We start from the raw sequence: 21,908 nt of genomic DNA, 5'->3' as shown, positions 1-21,908 counted from the left end.
GGCTTGAATGTAGCAGGCAGCAAGATTACCGGTGTAGCAGCAGGCGTAGCTGATACCGATGCTGTAAACGTAGGTCAGTTGAATGCAGCGGTTCAAGCAGGTAATACCGATACCCATATCAAAGCGGGTGAATACGGCGTTGGTGCAGACAATAAGGTTAATATGGATGTTGTTGATAAAAACGGCAACAAGGTTGATACCGTTACCATCAAAGACGTAGCAAAAGCAAGTGATGTAGGCAATGTTAATGATATTGCCGACGATCTTAAAAACGGCGGCGAAGGTAAGACTACCGTTGTTGAAGCTGTAAACAACCTGAACAACAAGCTGGACACCAAGGTTGGCGATTTGCAGTACAGCAAGGTAGGAAAAGGTGATATTGCAGATGGCGATAGCACTACTACCGCAATCGGCAAACTGGATCAAAAACTTACCGACGTAGCAGCAACTGCAGCTAAGCACACTAAAGTAGAAGGCAGCAGCAATATTATTGTTACCAACACTGCTCAAGAAGGTGAAGCAGCAAACTATGAGGTAAAGCTGAATAAAGACATCGACGTTGATACTGTAAAAGCAAACAGCGTAACCACCGGCCAAACTGTAATGGACAAATATGGTCTGAAGGTTGGCGATAAGGTTAGCGTATCTGCAACTGCTGTAACCGCAGGCAAGACCTCCATCAGCGATGAAGGCGTAAAAGTTGGCGACAAGACCTATATCAGTGCTGATGGTCTGAATGCAAACGGTCAACATATTACCAATGTGAAAGCAGGTGAAGCTGATACTGATGCAGTTAACTATGGTCAGTTGAAGGATACCAACAACCGCATTAATGGCGTTGAAAACCAAGTCATCAGCAACAGCAACCGCATTAACCAACTGGGCAACCGTGTAAACAAGGTTGGCGCAGGCGCAGCAGCTCTGGCAGCACTGCATCCGATGGACTTTGATCCGGACGACAAACTGACCTTCTCCGCAGGCTATGGCAACTACGGCGGTGAAAACGCTGCAGCAATCGGCGCATACTATCGTCCTGACGAAAAGGTAATGTTCAGTGTTGCAGGTACCGTAGGCAATGGTGAAAACATGGTTAACGCAGGCGTATCCTTCGCTCTGGACCGCACCAACCATGTAAGCAATAGCCGTACCGCTCTGGCTCGTGAGGTTATCGACCTCCGCGGTCAGCTGGCAGTAATGGGCGCTAAGATGGCTAAGATGGAAAAAGCATTCGGTATGCTGGATGAAACCAAGACCAAGCTCTTCCCGGATGTTCCGGCTAACCACTGGGCATATGAATACATCGCTAAGCTGGCAGGCAACGGCTACATCGAAGGCTATCCTGACGGCAACTTCGGCGGTGACCGTCTGATGACTCGTTATGAATTTGCTGCAATGCTCTATCGTGCAATCGAAAACGGCGCAGCTCTGGAAGAAAAGATCATCAAAGAATTTGAGCCTGAATTGGGCCGCATCCGTGTAGACCGCATCAGCGGTGAAGATGGCGATCGCGATAAGATTGAACGTGTACGCGTAAACGATACTAAAGGCGAGCGCGACCATTACGGCAACAAGCTGGCAAAATAAATTGTCGGCGGTGACAAGTGAATAAAGCTCAATAAACAGTAAAGGCGTTCTCCCGCAGGGGAGAACGCCTTTTGTCGCAGGGAATATATCAATAATTGCAACGGCATTTTTCTTTTTATGAACTATTGTTTTTTATAATACATCTGTGATATAATTACCTTAGTTGCATAGGTAGCCGCATTCTTGCGGAGCTTATGCCTGGTCATGCGGATCAGTGGCGCTTGTCGAGCTTTCGGCAGGCGCCTTTTCTTTTACGTCAGTTGCAATCGCCGGCTTATATATTTTTGCCTGACTTTATGCTATAATCAAAGGAGGAAACATATGCAAAACTTAGCAACAAAATTCGAAAACCTGACGATTCAAAGTGATTTCATCTTCAAAAAGGTTATGTCGCGCAAGCGTATCTGTATTCACCTGTTAGAGGAATTACTGCAGATCAAAATTGCTGATATCAACTACTTGGAGGCAGAAAAATCCCTTGAGCCTGAATTCGTCAGCCGTGGTATCCGTCTAGACATCATTGTGGCAGATGACAAGAATACGCATTACAATCTGGAAATGCAGGTCAAGAACACCAAAAATCCTGATACCAAAAACTACGTGCTGCCCAAGCGCACACGCTACTATCAGGCATTGATGGATATTGACTTGCTGCAGAAGAACCAGGAATATGATCTGTTGCCGCCAACCTATATCATTTTTATCTGTGTTTTTGATTTTTTTGCCAAGGGAAATTATGTTTACACCTTTAAAAAGCGTTGTCTGGAGGATTTGGAGCTGGAGCTTCCCGATGAAGCAACTACTATGATTTTGAATACCAAGGGTACGCATGGCAGTATTTCCAAGGACATCAAAAGTTTTTATGATTATGTTAATAACCACGTTATAAATAGCGATTTCACAAGACAAATTGATGATGAAATCAGCTATCTTAAGCTTGATTCGAAAGTGAGGCGAGAATTTATGCTTTTGGAAGCACGTTTGTTAGACGAAAGACGAGAAGCTAAGGCTGAAGGCAAAGCTGAAGGTCTCGCCGAAGGCAAGGCAAAAGAAAAGACTGCAACTGCAAAGCGTCTTTTAAGTATGGGATTATCTGTAGAGGATATTGCTAAGGCTACTTCACTTTCCGTTGAGCAGGTTGAAGCGATTAAGGCTGAACAAGCTTGATTCGAAAGTGAGGCGAGAATTTATGCTTTTGGAAGCACGTTTGTTAGACGAAAGACGAGAAGCTAAGGCTGAAGGTCTCGCCGAAGGCAAGGCAAAAGAAAAGACTGCAACTGCAAAGCGTCTTTTAAGCATGGGATTATCTGTAGGGGATATTGCTAAGGCTACTTCACTTTCCATTGAGCAGGTTGAAGCAATTAAGGCGGAATGAATTTGACAAAGATTTTTTCTTACAGTAAAGGCGTTCTCCCGCAGGGGAGAACGCCTTTTTACATTGTAACGAAAGCAGTTAAGCTGTTATGGTATACGCTTTACAGACTACCTGCGGAGCTGACATCTACCACTTTTCCGGAATTCCGGGGAAGTCGGCAATCGTCAGCATACAGCAGCTGCCGGTGGCCAGCAGTGTATCTGCATCAGTATCATATACATGAATCTGCATAGTAATCAAACGGTCATTATGCGAAACAACCTCAGCCTGTGCCTCTACCATTGCACCGGAAGGAGCGCCCTTGATGAAATCTACGGTCATCGATACCGTAACCACGCGCTTGCCCATAGCGGCGCAGGCGATGCCGGTGGCATTATCCACCAGTGTTGTAAGCAAGCCTCCGTGCAGCTTGCCGTTGAGGTTTGTGTGGATGGCAGGGTCGATGCGCAGGCCTACTGCAGCTTTGCCGCAGCTGATGCTGTGAACCTTTATGCCGCAGTGCTGCATAAAAGCGTTATGCGTGTAGATATCTTTTACGCTTCGGATAATTTCTTCCGGTTGCATAAATCATTCCTCTTTTAGACAGGCGTCCAAAGCTTGGGCAACGTCACTGCATTGCTCAAGGCTTGCTACCCAATTTTGTAAACGTAATGCTTTAGCTTCACCGTAGACAGGTACGGCAAGGCTCATAAATTTAGCACAGAGCTCCTCCCAGGTCAGAGGATTTTCCGGATCTCCCTTAGGATAATCAACCTGCATTGTCAGTGTTTGTCCGTTTTGCAGCTGGATTTCTACTCTGGAAGCCAATTTGGAAGCATCTGCCGCATGAAGCTGTTCCATAGCCTCATCGCGGATAACCTCGATGTGCTGCATTAAATCCGTAAGCTCTTTGTTATGGATACATTCCTCACTGAACTGCGCAATGCCTACTTCGCCGAACTTCAGCATGGCAGCGGAGCAATATTGAATACTGAATTTGCCGCCGTAGGGAGTTTGCGGCTGCGGATTATTGATCAGATAGTTCGTAATATCGTTGACGTAAAGCTTAATTTTAGCGATGTCCTCAGGCTGCAGAGAATGAGCCTTGCGCAGCTCCTGAATGGCGTAAAGAGCGGCGTGAGCATGCTTGCAGCAGGCGTAGGGCTTGAAGGAGTTGATGTCGATTTTCAGCTTGTCGGTGCTCATGCTTTCGGTAAGCTTTTCCAGATGCGGTTCTTTGACCATGGCACGGCAGAAGCCCTTTTCGCCTTCTAAAATTTCGCTGGCGGCAGTAAAGCCCTTTTGCGACAGATAAGCGCTGAGAACACCGCTGTAGGAAGCCTTGCCTGTGTGCAGCGGCTTGCTCATGGCACCCTCTTTTAAAAACTCCCACAGGCCTGCTGCCTGTGTACCGGCGCTGCCGTAGCACATCAGTGTCTGCTGTGCGTCAAGACCGAGGGCGTTGGCGGCAGCAGCACCGGCGGCGATGGTGCCTGCAGTACCGGTGGTATGCCAGAAGAAGTAGGATTCCGGGATTACAGCTTCGCCTACGCGGCCGCTGGCCTCGTAGCCTGCGCATATAGCGGCAATAAGCTGCTTGCCGCTTTTGTGCTCCGCTTCGCAGACAGCCAGCGCGGGTGAAACAACGACGCAGGCCGGGTGGATAATCGAAGGGTTATGCAAATCATCGAAGTCCAGACTGTGGGAAGCAGCGCTGTTGATAAAGGCAGCGTTCAGGGCGCTAGCCTTTTTTGCAGGGATACTGCCGAAGATATTCGCCTTAGGTGCATCGCCCTGAAGAATAACATCATGGATGATGCGTACCGGTTTTTCCTGCGAACCGCGGATAGCAATTCCCAGCCAGTCCAGCAGACATTTTTTAGCCATTTCGATACTGTGAGCAGAAAGCTTTTCGTAGCACATTTCTGCGGTAAATTTTGCTAATGCTTTAGTTGTCATTGTAAATACCTGCCTTTGCTTTAATTTTAACTATTGCCATGGTATTCGCCAAATGCAACGTAAACACCTGCCTTAGCCTTAAAACAAATTACCTCCCTGCTGGTATTCTCCGAAAACCTCGCGCAGTACGCCGCAGATTTCGCCTAAGGTTGCATAGGTTTTAACAGCATCAATCAGATAAGGCATAAGGTTAGCTTAACCATTGGCAGCTTCCTTCAGAGCTTTCAGGGAAGCATCTACTGCGTGCTGGTCACGGTGAGCCTTCATTTCATTTACACGGGCAATCTGACGTTCCGCAACGCTTAAATCTGCCGTAATAACGTCATTTGTTTTGACAGCCTTTTGAAAACAGAATCTTGCAAAATCTCTGAGTACATAGTAAGATGTTCAAATTTAGATTCTGCCAAACCCATTAATACAGCATTGGCTATGCTTCCTACGCCGGACTGCAACGGCAGCATTTGCTGCGGCAGACGGCCGTGGCGCTGCTCGTGCTCCAGAAAATCAACCAGGTTAGCGGCAATTTTTTTGCTTGTGTCATCAGGAGCGCTTAAATTGCGTACATGGTCGACAATGTCTGATTCGACGATGCAGGTAATTCTGTCAAGTCCGCAGCTTACATAAGGAGAACCGATGCGGTCGCCGACATGATAAATAGGGATTTCGGTGCGCTCAGGTGGTTTGCTGCAGATGTAAATATCGTGCATTCCCTCCAGCGTCAGCGGGATAGATGTGTTGACCTCAACGATAATTTTTTTTGCATGCTTTACAAGCATAGGCGTGTTGCCGACACCAGAACCGAGAACAATGCTGCCGTCTGCATTAATAGCAGCGGCTTCAACGATTGCAACATCAACATCGCCGTAAAAGCCGTAGTCGATTTGTTGGGCAAAGTGGCTTAAATGCTGATCAATATAGGTTACGCTGCCGGTGTTGATCTGGCGGCTGAGTGTTTTGTTGGAGGCTGCATAATAAGGCATGCGTCCGCTGATACCGCCGACTTCGGCAAGTGTTTCTTCGATTTCCGGTCCGACGGAAGCACCGCTCCAAATATTGATACGGCATTTTTTGCCGGCCTTGATGGCTTTAGCGAGAGCAAGTGTGGTTTTCTTAGGATAGCCAGAGGGGGTGAAGCCGCTGACACCGACATTCATACCGTCGGTAATCAGTGTGGCTGCTTCGTCCGCGCTGACTATTTTGTCAAATAGGCAGGGGGTGCGCAAACGTGTTGCATCCAGCATTTCAAAAACCTCTTTTCTTTTTTGGAAATTTCCTTATCTGCTTACAGTTTAAATCTATCAACATATAAAGTAAAATACGGAAAATACATTTTACATATAAGAAATGCATATACGTTAACTCGTTCTTTGATGCGGGAACAGGATAATTCATGATATATAGTTGTCTGTTTTTAGAAAAAAACGAAAAAACTTATACTTTTATTCTTAATCACTTATAAAAATAATCTATTGGAGTTATATGTGTTTTGCATATGCTATCATTGGTTTTATGAAAAATTTAATTTTAAAAACTAAAAAAGTACTCAGAAATATTGCTGTATAGTATAATAAAGGCAGAGAGAAGTAAAGGAGAACCCTATATGGACATAGAATATTACCGCAATTTTATTGCCATAGTTGAAGCCGGCAGTATTTCTGCCGCAGCTAAGCAGATAGCGATTGCCCAGCCGGCGCTGAGTAATCAGCTTAAGGTGCTGCAGAAGCGTTTTGGTACGCAGCTGCTGCATGTGCGCCGTGGCGGTCACAGCATTGAGCTTACGGATGCAGGCTGTATTTTATATAACAAGGCTAAGTATATCTGCTCGGCAGAAAACAGCGCTCTGAAGGAGATAGTTGACTGTCAGGCAGGTTTTAGCGGTACGCTGCGCATCAGTCTGTCACCTTCGATGTCAATAAACTTTATTAAAAACTTTTTGAGTGATTTTTACAGAGAGTTTCCGCATATTAATTATGAGCTGTATGAGGTGCCGATTGACGAACAAACAAAGCAGCTTTTGGAGGGAAAAACGGAAATAGGCATTGCCAATGCACCCCTAAAGCAGTCTAAACGCTTTGAAACGCTGTTCAGCCGTAAAGAGCGTCTGGTTGCGCTTTTTCATAAGGATAGCCCGTATCTGAAAAATGATAAGCCTAATATCCTGCTGGATGATTTGGAGGACATTCCGTTATGTCTGTCGCGTGGCTGTTCTGAGCTGTTTTTTTCTGTGTGCTCGGATTCACACATTTTCCCGCAGGTTATGAGTATTAATACTACTAAGCTTTCGGCCATAGCCTGGGCAGAAAAAAATACCGGTGTGGCAATTGTACCGGCACCGGCTGTAGAATTGTTTCCAGCGAATCTGGTCCGCAAGGAAATCAAGGATGAGCGCTTGTTTCTGGAGATGACACTGTCTATAGTTAAGGGCAGAGAGCTGTCGCAGGTTGCGCAGACCTTTATTAATTATTATATGCAGAATAAATAAAAATACGCCTTAGGCTGTTGATGCCTAGGGCGTATTTGTTTGCCTTCTTACTTTATTTTTTTCTTCGGGCGGTATTCTGAAATAAACAGGCCGGTCATTGTCAGGATGGTACCGAGTGCTACCAGCAGAGTGATTTTTTCCTGCAGGACAATCGCCGAGGTAATGACGGTGATGACGGGCACCATATAAATATAAACGCTGGCCTTTACTGCGCCCAACTCCCTAACTGCCAAATTCCAGGTTACAAAGCAGAGAGCAGAAGCGCCCAGTCCCAGAAAGACGATATTGAAAAGATAGGTAGTATTGGCGAAGCGTGCCAGGTTCAGTTCAAAATCCAGAAAACCGAGCGCCGGCACCATAAAGAGAATGCCGTAGAAAAATGTTCTGCGTGTGGCGAGGATAACAGGATAACCGTAGCTGCTGATTTTTTTCGTCAGCAGAGCATAAAACGCCCACACGACAGCGGCGGAAATCGCCAGCAAATCACCCAGCGGATTGAGCTGCATGGCTGCACCATTGAAGCTGATGCAGGCAATACCGCTCATCACGATAAAAAAGCCGATGATGAACTGCTTGCTTAAACTGCCGGCAGAACGCATAAAATAATGCGCCAGCAGCGCGGTAAAGAAAGGCGCTGTGCTGCCGATTACGCCAACGTTGGAGGCTTGTGTATAGGTCAAGGCGATGTTTTCCAAAAGGTAGTAGAGGCAGATGCCGCAAAGGCCTGCGGCCATAAAAACAGGCTCCTGCTTTTTATCTGTTTTCAGCATTTGGGGATAGGCCAGCCAAAGGGCGAAAAAGGCCATAATAAAGCGGAAAAAAAGGATTTCCAACGGCTGAAAGCCGGTAAGTAAAACCTTTGTAGAAATAAAGGTTGTGCCCCAGGTAGCAATTGTAATGAGGGCAGCAATGTGCCCGATGTAGCGGGTGTTTTGCATTTGCTTGGGAATCTCCGTTCTTTTTAGTGCGCAGTAGAACGCACTCTATGATTTTAGCAGACTAAAATCCTGCTATTAACAAACTATCCCCTCTGCCGGCATGACAGAAGGGATAGGCTTTAAATTATTATTTTGTGTGCTTGTCTTGGGCAGCCTGCTTGTTGGGGGCTGCCGCAGCATATTTCGTCAGGGCAACCTTCGTGATGTGGAAGTCGCCTACGGTATCAGGGCCGTCGATGCAGCCGTTGGGGCAGGCCATGCCTTCGATATAGCTGCAGTCGAGCTTGCCTGCGGCAGCAGCCTTAACCGTATCACGGCATTTGTCCAGTCCGGAGCAGTATTGTGCGTTATGCACCTCACCGCCCATAGCGGCAACCGTATCATGCACGGCAGCACTTACTCCGGCAGTCAGCGGGAAGCTCAGACCGAGCTTGGAGGCATCACGCTCATACGCAGCATCGCCGCTCATTTCCGCAAATTTGATATCCTTGCCCTCCAGCATGCACATAATCTCTTCAAAGGAAAGCACGTAGTTGATGGTTTCGCGGTGCTCGCGTGCTTCCACCTTTTTGGCAATGCAGGGACCGATGAACACGGTAACGGCATAAGGATATTTTTCCTTTATCAGCTCAGCGCAGGTGAGCATGGGGGAGGGAGTGTCGGAAATTTTATCCGCAGCCTCCGGCACCTGCGTTTTAATCAGCTTAACGAAGGCAGGGCAGCAGGAGCTGGTCATAAAGCCCTGCTTGGCAGGAACCTTATCCAGATATTCCTCTGCTTCTTTAACGCTGGTGATATCGGCGCCGATTCCAACCTCTACGACTTCAGCGAAGCCTGCTTTTTGAAGTGCCTCGTAAATTTGCGCCATAGTAATCTTCAAACCGTATTGGCCTACGATAGAAGGTGCCACAAGGGCGATAACCTGCTTGCCCTGCTGGATTTCACGGATAACGCGGATGATATTGCTGCGCTCGTCGATAGCACCGAAGGGGCAGGCGTTGCGGCAGGCACCGCAGGAAACACATTTTTCGTAGTCAATTACAGCCTTACGGTTTTCACCGATGCTGATGGCACCGATGGCGCAGGCACGCACGCAGGGACGATGGATTTCGATAATCGCACCGTAGGGGCACATCTGCTTGCAGCGTCCGCATTCGATACATTTCGTTTTATCGATAAAGGCACGGTCCTGAATAATGCTGATAGCCTTTTTCGGGCAGTTATTCATGCATTTGTGGGTGATGCAGTGACGGCACATATCGGTAACGTAATAAGCATCAATCGGGCATTGGTCGCAGGCTGCGGGGAGCACGTCGATAATCGGCAAATCGGTGCGCTCAGGCTCGTTCAGCGTCAGCTTGGCAGCCTCGATGATATTGCTGGAGCACTCCTGCCCCAACGCCATATCAATACGGTTTTTCAGTACGGCTCTTTCTTTATAAACACAGCAGCGGTAGCGCGGAGTATCCTCGCGTACCTCCTGCAGAATATCGTAGACGTGGTCAGGCAACTCGTTATTCCAGGTGTAGCGGGATAAATGCTCCAGCACCATGCGGCGCAGCTGCGCAACAGCGGTTAATTCCATAGCGGTTCCTCCTTGGCAATTAGTTATATTGCGTTTTGCATTGCATACTCTATACTGTACAATTCTTTACAGAACGCAAAAATCCTGCTGAAGAGTATACGTAACGGTTTTAATAATGTTAAATTTGGTATTTTTCTAAACAGTTATATAGATGCATCTGTCAAAAAATCTCTGATATTTTTATGGATAATACCATTACGGCTCATATCGAATTCGTCGAGTGAAAGCACATATTTCGGATAATTATCGGTAATTTCATTGTAAAAACCGAACTCACGTTGAATAGTTTCTTCTGCAGCCAATAAGTACGTAACTTGAATATAAATTTTTTTATCCTGTTTTTCACAGATAAAATCAATTTCTTTGGTATCTAACTTGCCGATGCTCACCTTATAACCACGGCGTAAAAGCTCCAGATAAACGATATTTTCCAAAATGAGATTGATATCCTTCATGTTGCCGCCGAAGACTGCTTCGCGGATGCCATGGTCAGCGACATAATATTTTTCGTTGATAGCAAGCAGCTTTTTACCTTGTATATCCTGACGTTTTACCTGATAAAACAGAAAAGCATCGGTGCAGGCTTTAACGTAGTTGATAATGGTTTCTGTTGCCATACTGCGTCCTTCGCTTTTCAAATATTTAGAAAGCACATTTGCAGAAAAAATGGTACCGATATTTGCAGTTATGTAGGTAAGTATGCGTTCAAGCATGTCAACATCACGTATATTGTTGCGGCGTACAATATCTTTCAGTTCTACTGATGTATATACATCCTGTAAATATTGTTTGCAGGCAGCTTTGTTATATTGCAGGGCTGCCAAATATGGCATTCCTCCGAAGTGCAGGTATTTCTTGAAGCAGTCTGCTTCACTTGTATTAGGCTGTATAGTATTATATAGCTCAATAAATTCAGAAAATGAAAAAGGATAAATAACAAATTCTACATAGCGTCCTGCTAAATAAGTGGCTAATTCACCGGATAGGAGCTTGGCATTGGAACCGGTTATATAAATATCACAATTAAGCTCTATACGTAAGGAATTAATACATTTTTCCCAATCTTTTACCTCTTGGATTTCATCAAAGAAAAGATAAATTTTTCCTGTTAAAGCTTGGGTTTGGCTTATTATTTCATCATGAAGAGCCTGGGCATTGCAAAGCCTGGCAAAGCTCATATTTTCAAAATTATAGGAAATAAGCTGTTGGGGAGTAACTCCTTGTTGTAACAGCTCTTGTTTTATAAGATCTAACATAACAGATTTACCGCAACGTCGGATACCTGTAAGTACTTTTACTAAATCACTGTTAATGAATGGGCGGATTTTTTTCATGTAAGATTCTCTTTTAATCATGTAAATCACCTCACTATCTATATAATATATCAGTTATATCTTAAATTCAAGACGAAAATCAAATTTCTATCAGATATAACTGAAATTTTTCATAATTTTAGATTTTTATCAGTTATATCTGATAAAAATTCTTGCTGTTGTAGTCGAAAATAAGCATACTTTTTTAGTATACGCAGAAAAAAATAAAAAATTTCCTCTTACCCCCTTTACAAATTCAAATCCTAGTATTATAATAAGCGCATAAAGCAACAACGTGGTTGTTGGATCGAAAGGTCTAAACTTCGTGGTTGCTTTTTCTTTTATATCAGCGGTGAGAATTATCTTCTTACCCATGATAAGTGCAACGAAGCACCGTAGCAGCGCAAGGCGCAGCTGACGGTGCTTTCTTATTTACAGAGCCAGAGAGAAGAAAATCTGTAAAGCACGAAAACTGTATTTCAAATGAGGGGTTTACTCTTCGTAAACCCAAGGAAATTCTCAGAGAGAAATTAGGGAGGTTTTACAATGAATGATGTACCGAAACTGTTTGGCAGCTTAGTTTTTAACGAAAGCGTTATGAAGGACCGTCTGCCGACTGCAACCTATAAGGCATATAAGGCAGCAGTGCTGGCAGGCACTCCGCTGAATTTGGAAATTGCTAATATCATCGCCAATGCTATGAAGGACTGGGCTCTGGAGCATGGTTGCACTCATTTCACCCATTGGTTCCAACCAATGACCGGTATTACTGCTGAAAAGCATGAAAGCTTCATTTCTCCTACTGCTGAAGGCCGTGTTATTATGGACTTCTCCGGCAAAGAGCTGATTCAGGGCGAACCTGATGCTTCCAGCTTCCCGTCCGGCGGCCTGCGTGCAACCTTTGAAGCTCGCGGCTATACAGCATGGGACCCGACCTCCTATGCATTTATCAAAGATAACTGCCTGTGCATTCCTACAGCCTTCTGCTCCTACACCGGCGAAGTGCTGGATAAAAAGACTCCGCTGCTGCGTTCCATGAATGCAGCCAGCAAAGCAGCCTGCAAGCTGCTGAAGCTGTTCGGCATTGATACTATCCGCGTCAACAGTACTGTTGGTCCGGAACAGGAATATTTCCTCGTAGATAAAAAAATGTGGGAAAAACGTAAAGACCTGGTTTACACCGGCCGAACCCTTTTCGGTGCGAAATCTCCGCGTGGGCAGGAGCTGGACGACCACTACTTCGGCATTATCAAACAAAGAGTTCTTTCCTTCATGAAGGATTTGGACGATGAGCTGTGGAAGCTTGGCGTACTTGCCAAGACCGAGCATAACGAAGTTGCTCCGGCACAGCACGAGCTGGCACCTATCTTCACAACTACCAACGTAGCCTCTGACCATAACCAACTGATGATGGAGTTCATGAAACGTGTTGCTCTGCGTCATGGCCTTGTTTGCCTGCTGCATGAAAAACCCTTCGACGGTGTAAACGGCAGCGGTAAGCATAACAACTGGTCCTTATCTACGGAAGAAGGCTTGAACCTGCTGGATCCCGGCAAGGAGCCGTACAAAAACCTGCGCTTCTTGACTTTCCTGGCAGCAATCATCAAAGCTGTTGATGAATATCAGGATCTGCTGCGTGTATCTGTTGCCAGTGCCGGCAATGACCATCGTCTGGGCGCTAACGAAGCTCCTCCGGCTATCGTTTCCATGTTCCTTGGCACTGAGCTGACTGCAGTTCTCGAAGCTATTGCAGCAGACAAGGTTTACAACGGCAACCCGGAAAGCTACATCAAGGTAAGCGACGATACCATTCCTGCTTTGGTTAAGGATAACACCGACAGAAACAGAACCTCTCCGTTCGCCTTCACCGGCAATAAATTTGAATTCCGTATGCTGGGCAGCATGTTCTCCATCGCCGGCCCCAACATCGTATTGAACACCATCGTTGCCGAAGAGCTGGATGAATTTGCCGATAAGCTGGCAGATGCTCCTGACCTGGAAGCAGCAGTATATGATTTGGTTAAAGAAACCTACAAGGCTCATAAACGCATTGTCTTCAACGGTAACGGTTATACTGACGAATGGGTTGAGGAAGCTGCCAAACGTGGCCTGCTGAACCTCAAATCTACTCCGGAGGCTCTGCCGTATCTGGGTCATGCAAAGAACATCGAGCTGTTCGAAAAACATAATATCTTCACTAAAGCCGAAGTTGAATCTCGTGTAGAAATCCTGCTGGAGAACTACAGCACCACGATTTCTATCGAAGCAGCAACTATGCTGGATATGTTCCACAAGGATATTCTCCCGGCAGTTACCGCTTACACCGAAGATCTGACCAAAGCAGTACTGGATAAAAAGGCTGCCGGCGTCAGCGCAGGCTTTGAAGGCGCACTTGCTGATAAGCTGAGCAAGCTGGGCGGCGAAATGTATGCATCCTCCCTGAAGCTGGAAGATGGCTTGAAGGAAGCAGCAGAAATCGGCGACAGCGAGAAACAGGCTCTGTACTATCACGATACCGTTCTTGAAGAAATGGGCAAGCTGAGAAGTGCTGTTGATGCTGCCGAAGCTTTGACCGGTGGTAAGTATCTCGACTATCCGACTTATGGAGAGTTGCTGTTCGGCGTAAACGAGTAAGCGGAGGCTACCTTATCGACAGCCTTGAGTAAGGTGTAATAATAAAAAATAAAATAATATATAAATCAAACTCATACACAATGGGGTGTATCCGAAAAATCGGGTACGCCCCTCTTTCTTTAGCTAATGCCATGTGAGCGCTGCTCAATGACGCGTTAAAAAATATTATAATTTGAGGGGTGTTTACAAATGGACAAATATGTATCTGTCGATACTATATGGGTGCTGATAGGTGCCTTCCTGGTATTCTCTATGCAGCCGGGCTTTGCAATGGTTGAAACAGGCTTTACCAGAGCTAAAAATGCTGGCAACATCGTCATGAAGAACGTCATGGATATGTGCCTCGGTTCCATCGTTTTCTGGGTTCTGGGCTTTGGCCTGATGTTTGGTACCGATATCGGCGGCTTTATCGGAGCGCCGGACTTCTTCGTTAAAGGCGATTATGGTGCCAGCTATCCGAGCACAGCCTACTTTATCTTCCAGACGATGTTCTGTGCTACTGCAGCAACCATTGTTTCCGGTGCTATGGCAGAACGTACCAACTTCTTGGTATATTGCATTTACAGCGTATTAATCAGTGCTGTTATTTATCCGATCAGCGGTCACTGGATTTGGGGCGGCGGCTGGCTCGCACAGATGGGCTTCCACGATTTCGCCGGTTCTACTGCCGTTCATATGGTAGGCGGCGTTGCTTCTCTCGTCGGTGCCAAGATGATTGGCGCGCGTATCGGCAAATACAATACCGACGGTACGGTAAACGCTATTCCCGGTCACAGCATTCCGCTTGGTGCCTTGGGTGTTTTCCTTCTCTGGTTCGGCTGGTTCGGTTTCAACGGTGCTTCTACCGTTTGTGCAACCGGTGATGATGTTCTGGTTTCCATGGGTGCTATCTTCATTACCACTAACATGGCTGCAGCAGCTGCTGCTACCGCAACTATGATTTACACCTGGATTCGTTACGGCAAGCCTGATGTTTCTATGACTCTGAACGGCGTGCTTGCTGGTCTGGTAGCAATTACCGCAGGCTGCGATATGGTAAGCCCGGCCGGCGCTTTAATCATCGGCCTGATTGCCGGTGTGCTGGTAGTCGCTGCTGTTGAATTCTTCGACCAGAAGCTGAAGATTGATGATCCTGTTGGTGCAATTTCTGTTCACGGTATCTGTGGTGCCTTCGGTACTATCGCAACCGGTCTCTTCGCTCTTGACGGCGGCCTCTTCTATGGCGGCGGTACTGATTTTCTGGTAAAACAAATTATCGGTGTTGTTACTGTAGCAATCTATGTTGCGGTTACCATGACGATTATCTTTAAAATTCTTGATAAGCTCTTCGGCCTGCGTGTTAAGGAATCCGAAGAAATCAAAGGTCTGGATATGGAAGAGCACGGTCTGCTCAGCAGCTATGCCGACTTTATGCAAACTTCGCTGGAGGCACAGACTTCTGTTACTACTACCTATGTTACTCCGGTCAAAGAAACTGCAGCTAAGCCTGCAGGCGCAGTAAAGATGAGCAAGGTTGTTATTATCACCTCGCAAAATCGTTTCGAAGCATTGAAGAGTGCTTTAGATAAGCTGGGAATTACCGGCATGACTGTTACTAAGGTTCTGGGCTACGGCATCCAGAAGGGGTCCACAGAAATGTATCGTGGTGCTGAGGTTGCTGCTCACCTGCTGCCGAAGGTAAAGGTTGAAATGATTGTTTCCGCAATTCCTGTTGCAGCAGTAGTCAATGTTGCTAAGCAGGTTTTGTATACCGGCAAATACGGCGATGGCAAAATCTTCATCTATGATGTTGAGGATGTTGTTAAGATTCGTACCGGTGAAACAGGCTATGATGCTCTGCAGGATTATCCTATTGAGGAAAAATAATTTGCTTCTCCCTAATCAAACTCCCTAATAAAACAGGAAGGCGCTCGGTGTCTTGCGTAATGCAGGCTAAGAGCGCTTTTCTGTGTGTTGTGGGGAGAATGCTTTTATAATATTATTATGGCGAAAAACTTGCAAAGCTGCATTGTTTAGGCCAAAATAAGATTGAATCGTATTTTAGTCGGATTGGAGTGAATGCTATGAATAAAAACGTTGCTTTATATAACGAGATGATAGCTTTTTTTGCCGGAGATGCACGCCGCTGCCAGCATTTTATCAAGGTTGCCAGCCTGGCCAAGCAGCTGGCTGAGAGCGAGGCTGCGGATGCAGAGCTGACAGAGCTTGTGGAGGCGGCCGGTCTTGTGCATGACTGCGGTATTAAACCCGGCGAGGCCAAGTACGGTGCCGGTCACTGCACAGGCAAAATTCAGGAGCAGGAAGGACCTGCGGTAGCACGCGAGCTTTTGCAAAAGGTTGGCTATGCCCCTGAAAAAATTGAACGCATCTGCTATCTTGTCGGTCATCACCATACGTATAATATGATTGACGGTCTTGATTATCAGTTGCTTGTGGAAGCTGATTTTATAGTAAATTTTTATGAGGACGGTACGCCGAAGGAGAATATTGCCAAGGCTGTGGAGCGTGTTTTTAAAACTGAGAGCGGAACGAAGTTGGTTAAGACTATGTTCGGACTTTGATATACAATGCTGTGGCTTGCCGGTCACAGCATTTTTCTTGCTATTTTGCCTCATGCTTGCTAAAATAAACAAGATTAGGTTATTTTTTGGAGGGATAAGATATGAAGGAAATTTATGATTTAGCAGAGCAGTACCATAACGATGGCAATAACTGCGTGGAATCCGTAGTTAAGGCGTGTAACGATGGCTTAAAGCTGGGCCTGCCAGATGTAGCAATCCGCATGGTGTCCGGCATGGGCGGCGGTATCGGCCGCAGCGGCTGCGTGTGCGGTGCGCTGAGCGGCTCCTGCCTGGTTATCAGCTCTAGCGTTGGCAGATTAGATCCGTCCGAAAAGCATCAGACAGAGGTCTATAAATATACACATGAGTTTCATGAGCGCTTTACCAAACATTTCGGTGCTTCCTGCTGCAGAGCACTGAACCGCCTGAGCTTCGGTACGCCGGAATACAGAACTAAATGCATTAAGATTACTGCCGAAGCGGCAGATATGGTATCTGATTATCTGCAGGAAAAGGGCTTGTTAAAATAGGCCTTGGCTGCGAGCTGAAAGAAGGACTGATGGAGGTCAGGCTGATGGAAAAAACTGAGTTGAAGAACATTGTAATTTTAGCAACCGGCGGCACTATTGCCGGCAAGGCTTCCTCCGGCACTCAGATGACAGGCTATACTGCCGGTGCCTACAGCGTTGCCGATTTGCTGGCAGGTGTGCCTGAACTGGGCGAGCTGGCGCATATCAGCGGCGAGCAGCTGTGCAACATCGACAGCAGCGGTCTTACCGATGCTTTACTGCTGCGCCTGGCGCAGCGCTGCAATGAGCTGCTGGCGCAGGAGGATGTCGACGGCGTTGTTATTACCCATGGTACCGATACTATGGAGGAAACAGCCTTCTTCCTGAACCTGACGGTGAAGAGCGCTAAGCCGGTGGTTCTCGTAGGCGCAATGCGTCCTGCCACCGCAGTCAGTGCCGACGGACCTTTGAATATCATCAACGCTGTTAAGGTTGCTGTAGACGCTGCAAGCGCCGGGCAGGGCGTGCTGGTGATGATGAACGATGAAATCTACAGTGGTCGTGATGTTACTAAGACCAACACAGCAAATGTGGCGACGTTTAAGGCACTGAACGGCGGTCCCTTAGGTTTCATCGTCGGCGGTGAGGTGCATTACTACTACCGCAGCATGCGTCCGCACACACTGCAGAGCGAGTTTGATGTAACCGGTGTTACTGCTTTGCCGCGCGTGGATATCATCTACACGCATATCGGTGAGGACCGCGTGTTTGTGGATGCGGCACTGGCGGCAGGCGCACGTGGCCTTATTTATGCCGGCAGCGGCATGGGCAGCATTCATGAGGCGGTGGAGGCGGTGCTGGCGGAGGCTGTCAGCCGCGGCGTTGTGGTTGTGCGTTCCAGCCGCACAGGCAGCGGTATTGTTGCCGCAGGTCTGGAGCGTTGGCAGGAGCAGGGCTTCCTGTATGCGGATAACCTTAATCCGCAAAAGGCACGCCTTTTGCTGCAATTAGCACTTTTGCGGACGCAGGAGCGCAGCGAGGTGCAGGGTGTTTTCAGCCGTTATTAAAAGATAAACAGCATGTAAAGCAAAAAAGCTATCAGCAGGCAAAGCCCGGTGATAGCTTTTTTTATGCGCTTTAAAATTTTACCATCTTCTGTAACCGTTATGGTGCTTGGCACGCTCTGCCTGACGGGCAGCGCGCTCTGCTTCGTAAGCCTCGCGGGCAACGAAGAAATCCTCCAGCTTCCAGCCGCGGTTAAACATTTCAATCAGCAGCTTACCGGTGTTGTTGGCATCGTCAAAGGCGGTGTGCCACAGGCCGGCGGTGTTGACCTCCTGCTCCTCGGTAGCCTTTTTCAGACCGGTGGTGTAGTCATCACCCTTCCAGAGGCGGTAGGCCAGCGCCAGATCAAGATAGTCCTCGTATTTTACGGGGTTTTCGATTTTATGACGCTCGCAGCCTGTCTGCAGTACCTTGTAATCCTCGGTTCCCCAGGCTACAAAGTAGGTTTCGCCGCTTTCATACAGCGCTGCCAGCTCCTGCACCATGGCAGGAAATTCAATGGCCTGCTGCATATCCTTAGCGGTAATCATGCAAAAATCCATAGAATCCTTAGCCTGCTTAGGATAAAAATGCGGTTTGACAAAGCTCTGGATGCGTCCGCAGTCGGTGAGCGGTTCGCCGTCCAGCTTCACTGCGCCGATTTCGATAATCTCGGAAAAGAAGCCGCGCGGACGGCCGACAGGGCGCTCGTAGGTAGTAAATTCAAAATCAACGACTAAAAATTTCTTCATAGCAATCCCTTCTTACGCTAAAGCATAGCCTGCTGCTCAGTGCTTTTTACCGCAGCATTTTTTATACTTCTTGCCGCTGCCGCAGGGACAGGGGTCGTTAGGATAAACCTTTTTCGCTTTGGCACCTACACGGGTATTTTGCTGAGCTGCCTGCTGTGCGTCGCGCAGCAGCTTGATGGTTTCGTTGGGAGTGTGGCCGCCGAGGCAGAACATGCGGGTAGCATTGTTGCGGGCGTTCTGCAGCAGTACGGAAAGTCTGCCGAGGTGACTGTAATTGTTCCAGGCAGGGATGTTAGCCTGCAGCTTCTGAATCAGCTCAGAGGTATTACCGTCGGTGTTGGAGTTTTCGAATTCATAAATGTACTGGCACCAGTAATGTGCATCCAGTGCAGCAACATTCAGCTCCTGAGTAAAGAAGTCATGCAGATCCTGATATGCGGTGGTAGATTGCATATAACCGTAGTGGGAAAGCATGGTGATTTCCTTTACGGTAGGCTTATACAGGCCGAAGGGCTTTCTGCCCTGTTCCAGTCTGGCGTAGAAATCATCGCTGTCATTTTTCTTGAGCATGATGCGGCCGTCTTTAATTGCGCAGGGGTTAAAGTTGCTCGGAACCTCGGCAAGTAATTGCGGCAGAGTTTCCGGAGTAAGCTCAAAGCCTGCTTTTTGATTATACATTTCGCAGAAAAATTCTACCGGCAGGATCAGGTGCAGGCTGGACATTGCGGTGATGCAGTCCAAAAGCCATGCCAGCTGTTGGCGGCGAGCCTGGAAATCTGCGGTGTTGATTTTTTTGTAGACGGTGCGTGCTTCCTTTACTGCTTCAAAGCAGTCATCTGGATAGGAAACAATGTAGCCCATAGAAATAAAGGGCAGCAGCAGTGCATATTCACTGTAGGTAGGATGGAAGCATTTTTTCTCCAAGGCTGCTTCGAAGGCCTGAATATTTTCGTCCGGCATAATAGCAAAACGTTTTGCTGCAATTTCCGGCTTTTGCATTTCTGTGCAGATTTTTTCTGCCAGCTCGTCCTTTTTGAGCTTGCTGTAGGTGATGCAGAGCTGACGCGCTGCAAAAATTAATTTATCCTTAGTGAAGGCTTTTAAGTAATCCAACAATACAGGTTTACGGGATGGTTGATTCTTGGTTTTGGTTGTACTTGCAGACATATTGATAGAAAATCTCCTTCTTTGTAATCTTACGTATCTCTTAATTATAAATAAAAACAGGAAATATAGCAAGTGAGGAAATTTAATATGCAGTTTATTATACGCTTTTCGGCGGTTAAATTTATTTTTCAGGCTCTGCTTGCTGACGGCGCATAGCAGGAATCAGGAAAAAGGCACAGTAAATAAAGGAAAGCAGCACGATTGCGCCGCCGCCGAGACCGATATAAGCGATGGAAGCATGCGTACAGATAAGTCCGCCCAGATAGCTGCCGCTGCCGATACCCAGATTATAAATGCCGGAGTAAATCGACATAGCCACAGCGGAGGTGCTAATGGTAGTTGTGCGCAAAAGCTCTGCCTGGCCTACAACGTTGAAGGCTGTAACGAAAATGCCCCAGACTGCGCAGAGCAGCACCAGAAGATAATGATTGATGCTTACGGGGTAGAGCAGCAGCAAAACAACTGCTACGCCAAGGACGGTGATGCGGAAGAAGTGATAGCGGCATTTATCATACCATTTGGAAAAGGCTGCGCTGCCCAAAAGTCCGGCTGCACCGAAAATAACCAGGGTGATGGTTATCCAGGCTTCATCCATCAGCGCAATCTGCTTCAGATAAGGCTCAATATAGCTGTAGGCGGTGTAATAGCCTGTGGGGAGTAAAAAGGACATCATATAGAGGCCGATGAGCACAGGATTTTTCAGCATTACCGGCAACTGCGAAAGCGTAAACGGTTCGCTTTTTTCCAGCTTGGGGAAGACGAAGAACATGTAGGCCAATACGATGAAGGCCAAAACGGCAATGCACATAAAGGCCATGCGCCAGCCTACGTAAAGGCCGATGATGCGTCCTAAGGGCAGGCCGACGATGATGGCGATAGCGGTACCGGTTACAATCATACTCATAGCCAGTGCTTTGAAGGGACCTTTAACCAGACGCACGGCGATAGGTGAGGCGACCGACCAGAAAATGGAGTGGGCGAAGGCTACGCCGATACGCGAAAGCAGCAGCGTCCAAAAGCCGGTGGCAAAGGCAGAGGCTACATGCGATACGGCGAACAGGCTGATAGTGGCCAGCAAAAGCTTGCGCAGCGGATAGCGGGAAGCGGCAATCATCAGCGGCAGGCTCATGAGCATTACGACGTAGGCATAAATGGTAATCAGCATACCGGCCTGCGCTTCCGTCATGCGGAAGTCTGCGGCGATATCGGACAAAAGGCCTATGGGCATAAATTCCGATGTGTTAAAAATAAAGGCGGAAACTGTCATGCCGATTAACGGCAGCCATTCGTGGGTAGTGATTTTGTTTTCCATATATATAAAGCACCTGACTTTCATTCTATAAAATTGCGCTGAATATTATAGCACAGCATATTTGTGTGCTACAAGTAAAAAAATTGTAAATTATTTGTTGCGGGATGGTGCGGAGGTTTTCTTTGAAAAGGGCTGTCGTTAAGGAGCAAAAACAGTAAAGGCGTTCTACTTAAGTACGGTAGAACGCCTTTAATTATAATATTAATTTTAGTTTATAGTTATTGCTCAGCTTGCAACGCTTCAACTTGTTCAAACGGGAGAGAAGTAGCCTTGGCGATATCCTATACAGAAATGTCCATGCTGAAAAGACGCTTAGCAGCAATGTTGGCATTTGCTTCGCCCTCAGCAATGCCTTCACGCCTTTCATCTAATAAACGTGCTTCCATAAGCATAAATTCTCGCCTTACTTTTGTATCTAATTTGAGATAGCTGATTTCATCGTCAATTTGCTTGGTGAAATCAGTATTAGAGTGGTTAAGCTTCTTCCTTCAGCTTCTCCACATCAGCGAGAGATAAACCGGAAAGTTCCGTGATTTCCTGCAGGGAATAGCAACCTTTAGCTAACATGAGTTTAGCGACTTTAAGTTTATGTTCAGCTTCACCTTTTACTAATCCGATAGCTTCGCCTTCAGCAAGGCCAATCTCCTTGCCTTCGGCAATGCCCTCACGTCTTTCATCTAACAAACGTGCTTCCATAAGCATAAATTCTCGCCT

The 21,908-nt window shown here is 46.9% G+C and carries 18 protein-coding genes and 1 pseudogene; 9 read left to right on the top strand and 10 right to left on the bottom strand.

Going from position 1 to position 21,908, the window contains the following annotated elements:
- The 3 genes from HMPREF9443_RS10355 to HMPREF9443_RS06135 form a co-directional block, all read left to right on the top strand.
- The coding region (locus HMPREF9443_RS10355; protein ID WP_009145682.1) for a YadA-like family protein at positions 1–1,584 on the top strand (1,584 nt) is incomplete at its 5' end.
- A 321-nt stretch (positions 1,585–1,905) separates the two neighbouring features.
- Positions 1,906–2,751 (top strand): Rpn family recombination-promoting nuclease/putative transposase, encoded by an 846-nt coding sequence (locus HMPREF9443_RS06140; RefSeq protein WP_009145681.1) that lies wholly within the window; start codon positions 1,906–1,908, stop codon positions 2,749–2,751.
- 22 nt (positions 2,752–2,773) lie between these two features.
- The gene (locus HMPREF9443_RS06135; protein ID WP_009145680.1) at positions 2,774–2,959 is read left to right on the top strand and encodes a hypothetical protein; all 186 of its coding nucleotides are present in this window, start codon (positions 2,774–2,776) and stop codon (positions 2,957–2,959) included.
- 126 nt (positions 2,960–3,085) lie between these two features.
- Here HMPREF9443_RS06135 and HMPREF9443_RS10350 read toward each other — a convergent pair whose 3' ends face one another.
- The 3 genes from HMPREF9443_RS10350 to HMPREF9443_RS06120 all read right to left on the bottom strand — a co-directional run bounded on the left by HMPREF9443_RS10350 (position 3,086) and on the right by HMPREF9443_RS06120 (position 6,138).
- A complete protein-coding gene (locus HMPREF9443_RS10350; RefSeq protein ID WP_009145679.1) occupies positions 3,086–3,523 on the bottom strand; it encodes a PaaI family thioesterase in 438 nt (145 codons plus the stop codon).
- 3 nt (positions 3,524–3,526) lie between these two features.
- Entirely contained in the window at positions 3,527–4,897 is a 1,371-nt protein-coding gene (locus HMPREF9443_RS06125) for an MmgE/PrpD family protein (protein ID WP_009145678.1), read from the bottom strand.
- 302 nt (positions 4,898–5,199) lie between these two features.
- Entirely contained in the window at positions 5,200–6,138 is a 939-nt protein-coding gene (locus HMPREF9443_RS06120; RefSeq protein WP_009145677.1) for an acetyl-CoA hydrolase/transferase family protein, read from the bottom strand.
- A 359-nt stretch (positions 6,139–6,497) separates the two neighbouring features.
- On the opposite strand from HMPREF9443_RS06120, the gene HMPREF9443_RS06115 reads away from it, so the two are divergent.
- The gene (locus tag HMPREF9443_RS06115) at positions 6,498–7,379 is read left to right on the top strand and encodes a LysR family transcriptional regulator (protein WP_009145676.1); all 882 of its coding nucleotides are present in this window, start codon (positions 6,498–6,500) and stop codon (positions 7,377–7,379) included.
- Between the two features lie 47 nt (positions 7,380–7,426).
- On the opposite strand, the gene HMPREF9443_RS06110 is transcribed toward HMPREF9443_RS06115, so the two are convergent.
- The 3 genes from HMPREF9443_RS06110 to HMPREF9443_RS06100 all read right to left on the bottom strand — a co-directional run bounded on the left by HMPREF9443_RS06110 (position 7,427) and on the right by HMPREF9443_RS06100 (position 11,257).
- A complete protein-coding gene (locus HMPREF9443_RS06110) occupies positions 7,427–8,317 on the bottom strand; it encodes a DMT family transporter (RefSeq protein WP_009145675.1) in 891 nt (296 codons plus the stop codon).
- 127 nt (positions 8,318–8,444) lie between these two features.
- On the bottom strand, positions 8,445–9,902 hold the full coding sequence (locus HMPREF9443_RS06105; protein WP_040565132.1) for a monomeric [FeFe] hydrogenase: 1,458 nt from the start codon (positions 9,900–9,902) through the stop codon (positions 8,445–8,447).
- A gap of 143 nt (positions 9,903–10,045) precedes the next feature.
- The gene (locus HMPREF9443_RS06100) at positions 10,046–11,257 is read right to left on the bottom strand and encodes an ATP-binding protein (protein ID WP_009145672.1); all 1,212 of its coding nucleotides are present in this window, start codon (positions 11,255–11,257) and stop codon (positions 10,046–10,048) included.
- Between the two features lie 504 nt (positions 11,258–11,761).
- Here HMPREF9443_RS06100 and HMPREF9443_RS06095 point away from each other — a divergent pair.
- The 5 genes from HMPREF9443_RS06095 (at position 11,762) to HMPREF9443_RS06075 (ending at position 17,986) form a co-directional block, all read left to right on the top strand.
- Positions 11,762–13,849, top strand: a complete 2,088-nt coding sequence (locus tag HMPREF9443_RS06095) for a glutamine synthetase III family protein (RefSeq protein WP_009145670.1) — start codon at positions 11,762–11,764, stop codon at positions 13,847–13,849.
- Positions 13,850–14,038: 189 nt separating this feature from the next.
- Complete coding sequence (locus tag HMPREF9443_RS11025; protein ID WP_009145669.1) at positions 14,039–15,715, top strand: ammonium transporter; 1,677 nt, start codon at positions 14,039–14,041, stop codon at positions 15,713–15,715.
- A 197-nt stretch (positions 15,716–15,912) separates the two neighbouring features.
- Complete coding sequence (locus HMPREF9443_RS06085) at positions 15,913–16,410, top strand: HD domain-containing protein (RefSeq protein ID WP_009145668.1); 498 nt, start codon at positions 15,913–15,915, stop codon at positions 16,408–16,410.
- A 101-nt stretch (positions 16,411–16,511) separates the two neighbouring features.
- Complete coding sequence (locus HMPREF9443_RS06080; RefSeq protein ID WP_009145667.1) at positions 16,512–16,940, top strand: C-GCAxxG-C-C family (seleno)protein; 429 nt, start codon at positions 16,512–16,514, stop codon at positions 16,938–16,940.
- A 29-nt stretch (positions 16,941–16,969) separates the two neighbouring features.
- Positions 16,970–17,986, top strand: a complete 1,017-nt coding sequence (locus HMPREF9443_RS06075) for a type II asparaginase (protein ID WP_009145666.1) — start codon at positions 16,970–16,972, stop codon at positions 17,984–17,986.
- A gap of 78 nt (positions 17,987–18,064) precedes the next feature.
- Here HMPREF9443_RS06075 and HMPREF9443_RS06070 read toward each other — a convergent pair whose 3' ends face one another.
- The 4 genes and pseudogenes from HMPREF9443_RS06070 to HMPREF9443_RS06055 form a co-directional block, all read right to left on the bottom strand.
- On the bottom strand, positions 18,065–18,715 hold the full coding sequence (locus HMPREF9443_RS06070; protein ID WP_009145665.1) for a 3'-5' exonuclease: 651 nt from the start codon (positions 18,713–18,715) through the stop codon (positions 18,065–18,067).
- 36 nt (positions 18,716–18,751) lie between these two features.
- Complete coding sequence (locus HMPREF9443_RS06065; RefSeq protein WP_009145664.1) at positions 18,752–19,882, bottom strand: SEC-C metal-binding domain-containing protein; 1,131 nt, start codon at positions 19,880–19,882, stop codon at positions 18,752–18,754.
- A gap of 121 nt (positions 19,883–20,003) precedes the next feature.
- Positions 20,004–21,194: an MFS transporter gene (locus tag HMPREF9443_RS06060; RefSeq protein ID WP_040565131.1), complete on the bottom strand. Its 1,191-nt coding sequence runs from the start codon at positions 21,192–21,194 to the stop codon at positions 20,004–20,006.
- 474 nt (positions 21,195–21,668) lie between these two features.
- Positions 21,669–21,908 (bottom strand): annotated as a pseudogene (locus HMPREF9443_RS06055) (Rpn family recombination-promoting nuclease/putative transposase); the annotation flags it as partial.

This window comes from Phascolarctobacterium succinatutens YIT 12067 (assembly GCF_000188175.1).
GTDB lineage: Bacteria > Bacillota > Negativicutes > Acidaminococcales > Acidaminococcaceae > Phascolarctobacterium_A > Phascolarctobacterium_A succinatutens.
Note: the sequence above shows the minus strand (reverse complement) of the source record. Positions and strands in the feature narration are given on the sequence as shown.

Bases quoted from the DNA above. Each gene is read 5' to 3' on its own strand.
- HMPREF9443_RS06140 (WP_009145681.1), top strand. From the start codon at position 1,906: ATGCAAAACTTAGCAACAAAATTCGAAAACCTGACGATTCAAAGTGAT.
- HMPREF9443_RS06135 (WP_009145680.1), top strand. From the start codon at position 2,774: ATGCTTTTGGAAGCACGTTTGTTAGACGAAAGACGAGAAGCTAAGGCT.
- HMPREF9443_RS10350 (WP_009145679.1), bottom strand. From the start codon at position 3,523: ATGCAACCGGAAGAAATTATCCGAAGCGTAAAAGATATCTACACGCAT.
- HMPREF9443_RS06125 (WP_009145678.1), bottom strand. From the start codon at position 4,897: ATGACAACTAAAGCATTAGCAAAATTTACCGCAGAAATGTGCTACGAA.
- HMPREF9443_RS06120 (WP_009145677.1), bottom strand. From the start codon at position 6,138: ATGCTGGATGCAACACGTTTGCGCACCCCCTGCCTATTTGACAAAATA.
- HMPREF9443_RS06115 (WP_009145676.1), top strand. From the start codon at position 6,498: ATGGACATAGAATATTACCGCAATTTTATTGCCATAGTTGAAGCCGGC.
- HMPREF9443_RS06110 (WP_009145675.1), bottom strand. From the start codon at position 8,317: ATGCAAAACACCCGCTACATCGGGCACATTGCTGCCCTCATTACAATT.
- HMPREF9443_RS06105 (WP_040565132.1), bottom strand. From the start codon at position 9,902: ATGGAATTAACCGCTGTTGCGCAGCTGCGCCGCATGGTGCTGGAGCAT.
- HMPREF9443_RS06100 (WP_009145672.1), bottom strand. From the start codon at position 11,257: ATGATTAAAAGAGAATCTTACATGAAAAAAATCCGCCCATTCATTAAC.
- HMPREF9443_RS06095 (WP_009145670.1), top strand. From the start codon at position 11,762: ATGAATGATGTACCGAAACTGTTTGGCAGCTTAGTTTTTAACGAAAGC.
- HMPREF9443_RS11025 (WP_009145669.1), top strand. From the start codon at position 14,039: ATGGACAAATATGTATCTGTCGATACTATATGGGTGCTGATAGGTGCC.
- HMPREF9443_RS06085 (WP_009145668.1), top strand. From the start codon at position 15,913: ATGAATAAAAACGTTGCTTTATATAACGAGATGATAGCTTTTTTTGCC.
- HMPREF9443_RS06080 (WP_009145667.1), top strand. From the start codon at position 16,512: ATGAAGGAAATTTATGATTTAGCAGAGCAGTACCATAACGATGGCAAT.
- HMPREF9443_RS06075 (WP_009145666.1), top strand. From the start codon at position 16,970: ATGGAGGTCAGGCTGATGGAAAAAACTGAGTTGAAGAACATTGTAATT.
- HMPREF9443_RS06070 (WP_009145665.1), bottom strand. From the start codon at position 18,715: ATGAAGAAATTTTTAGTCGTTGATTTTGAATTTACTACCTACGAGCGC.
- HMPREF9443_RS06065 (WP_009145664.1), bottom strand. From the start codon at position 19,882: ATGTCTGCAAGTACAACCAAAACCAAGAATCAACCATCCCGTAAACCT.
- HMPREF9443_RS06060 (WP_040565131.1), bottom strand. From the start codon at position 21,194: ATGGAAAACAAAATCACTACCCACGAATGGCTGCCGTTAATCGGCATG.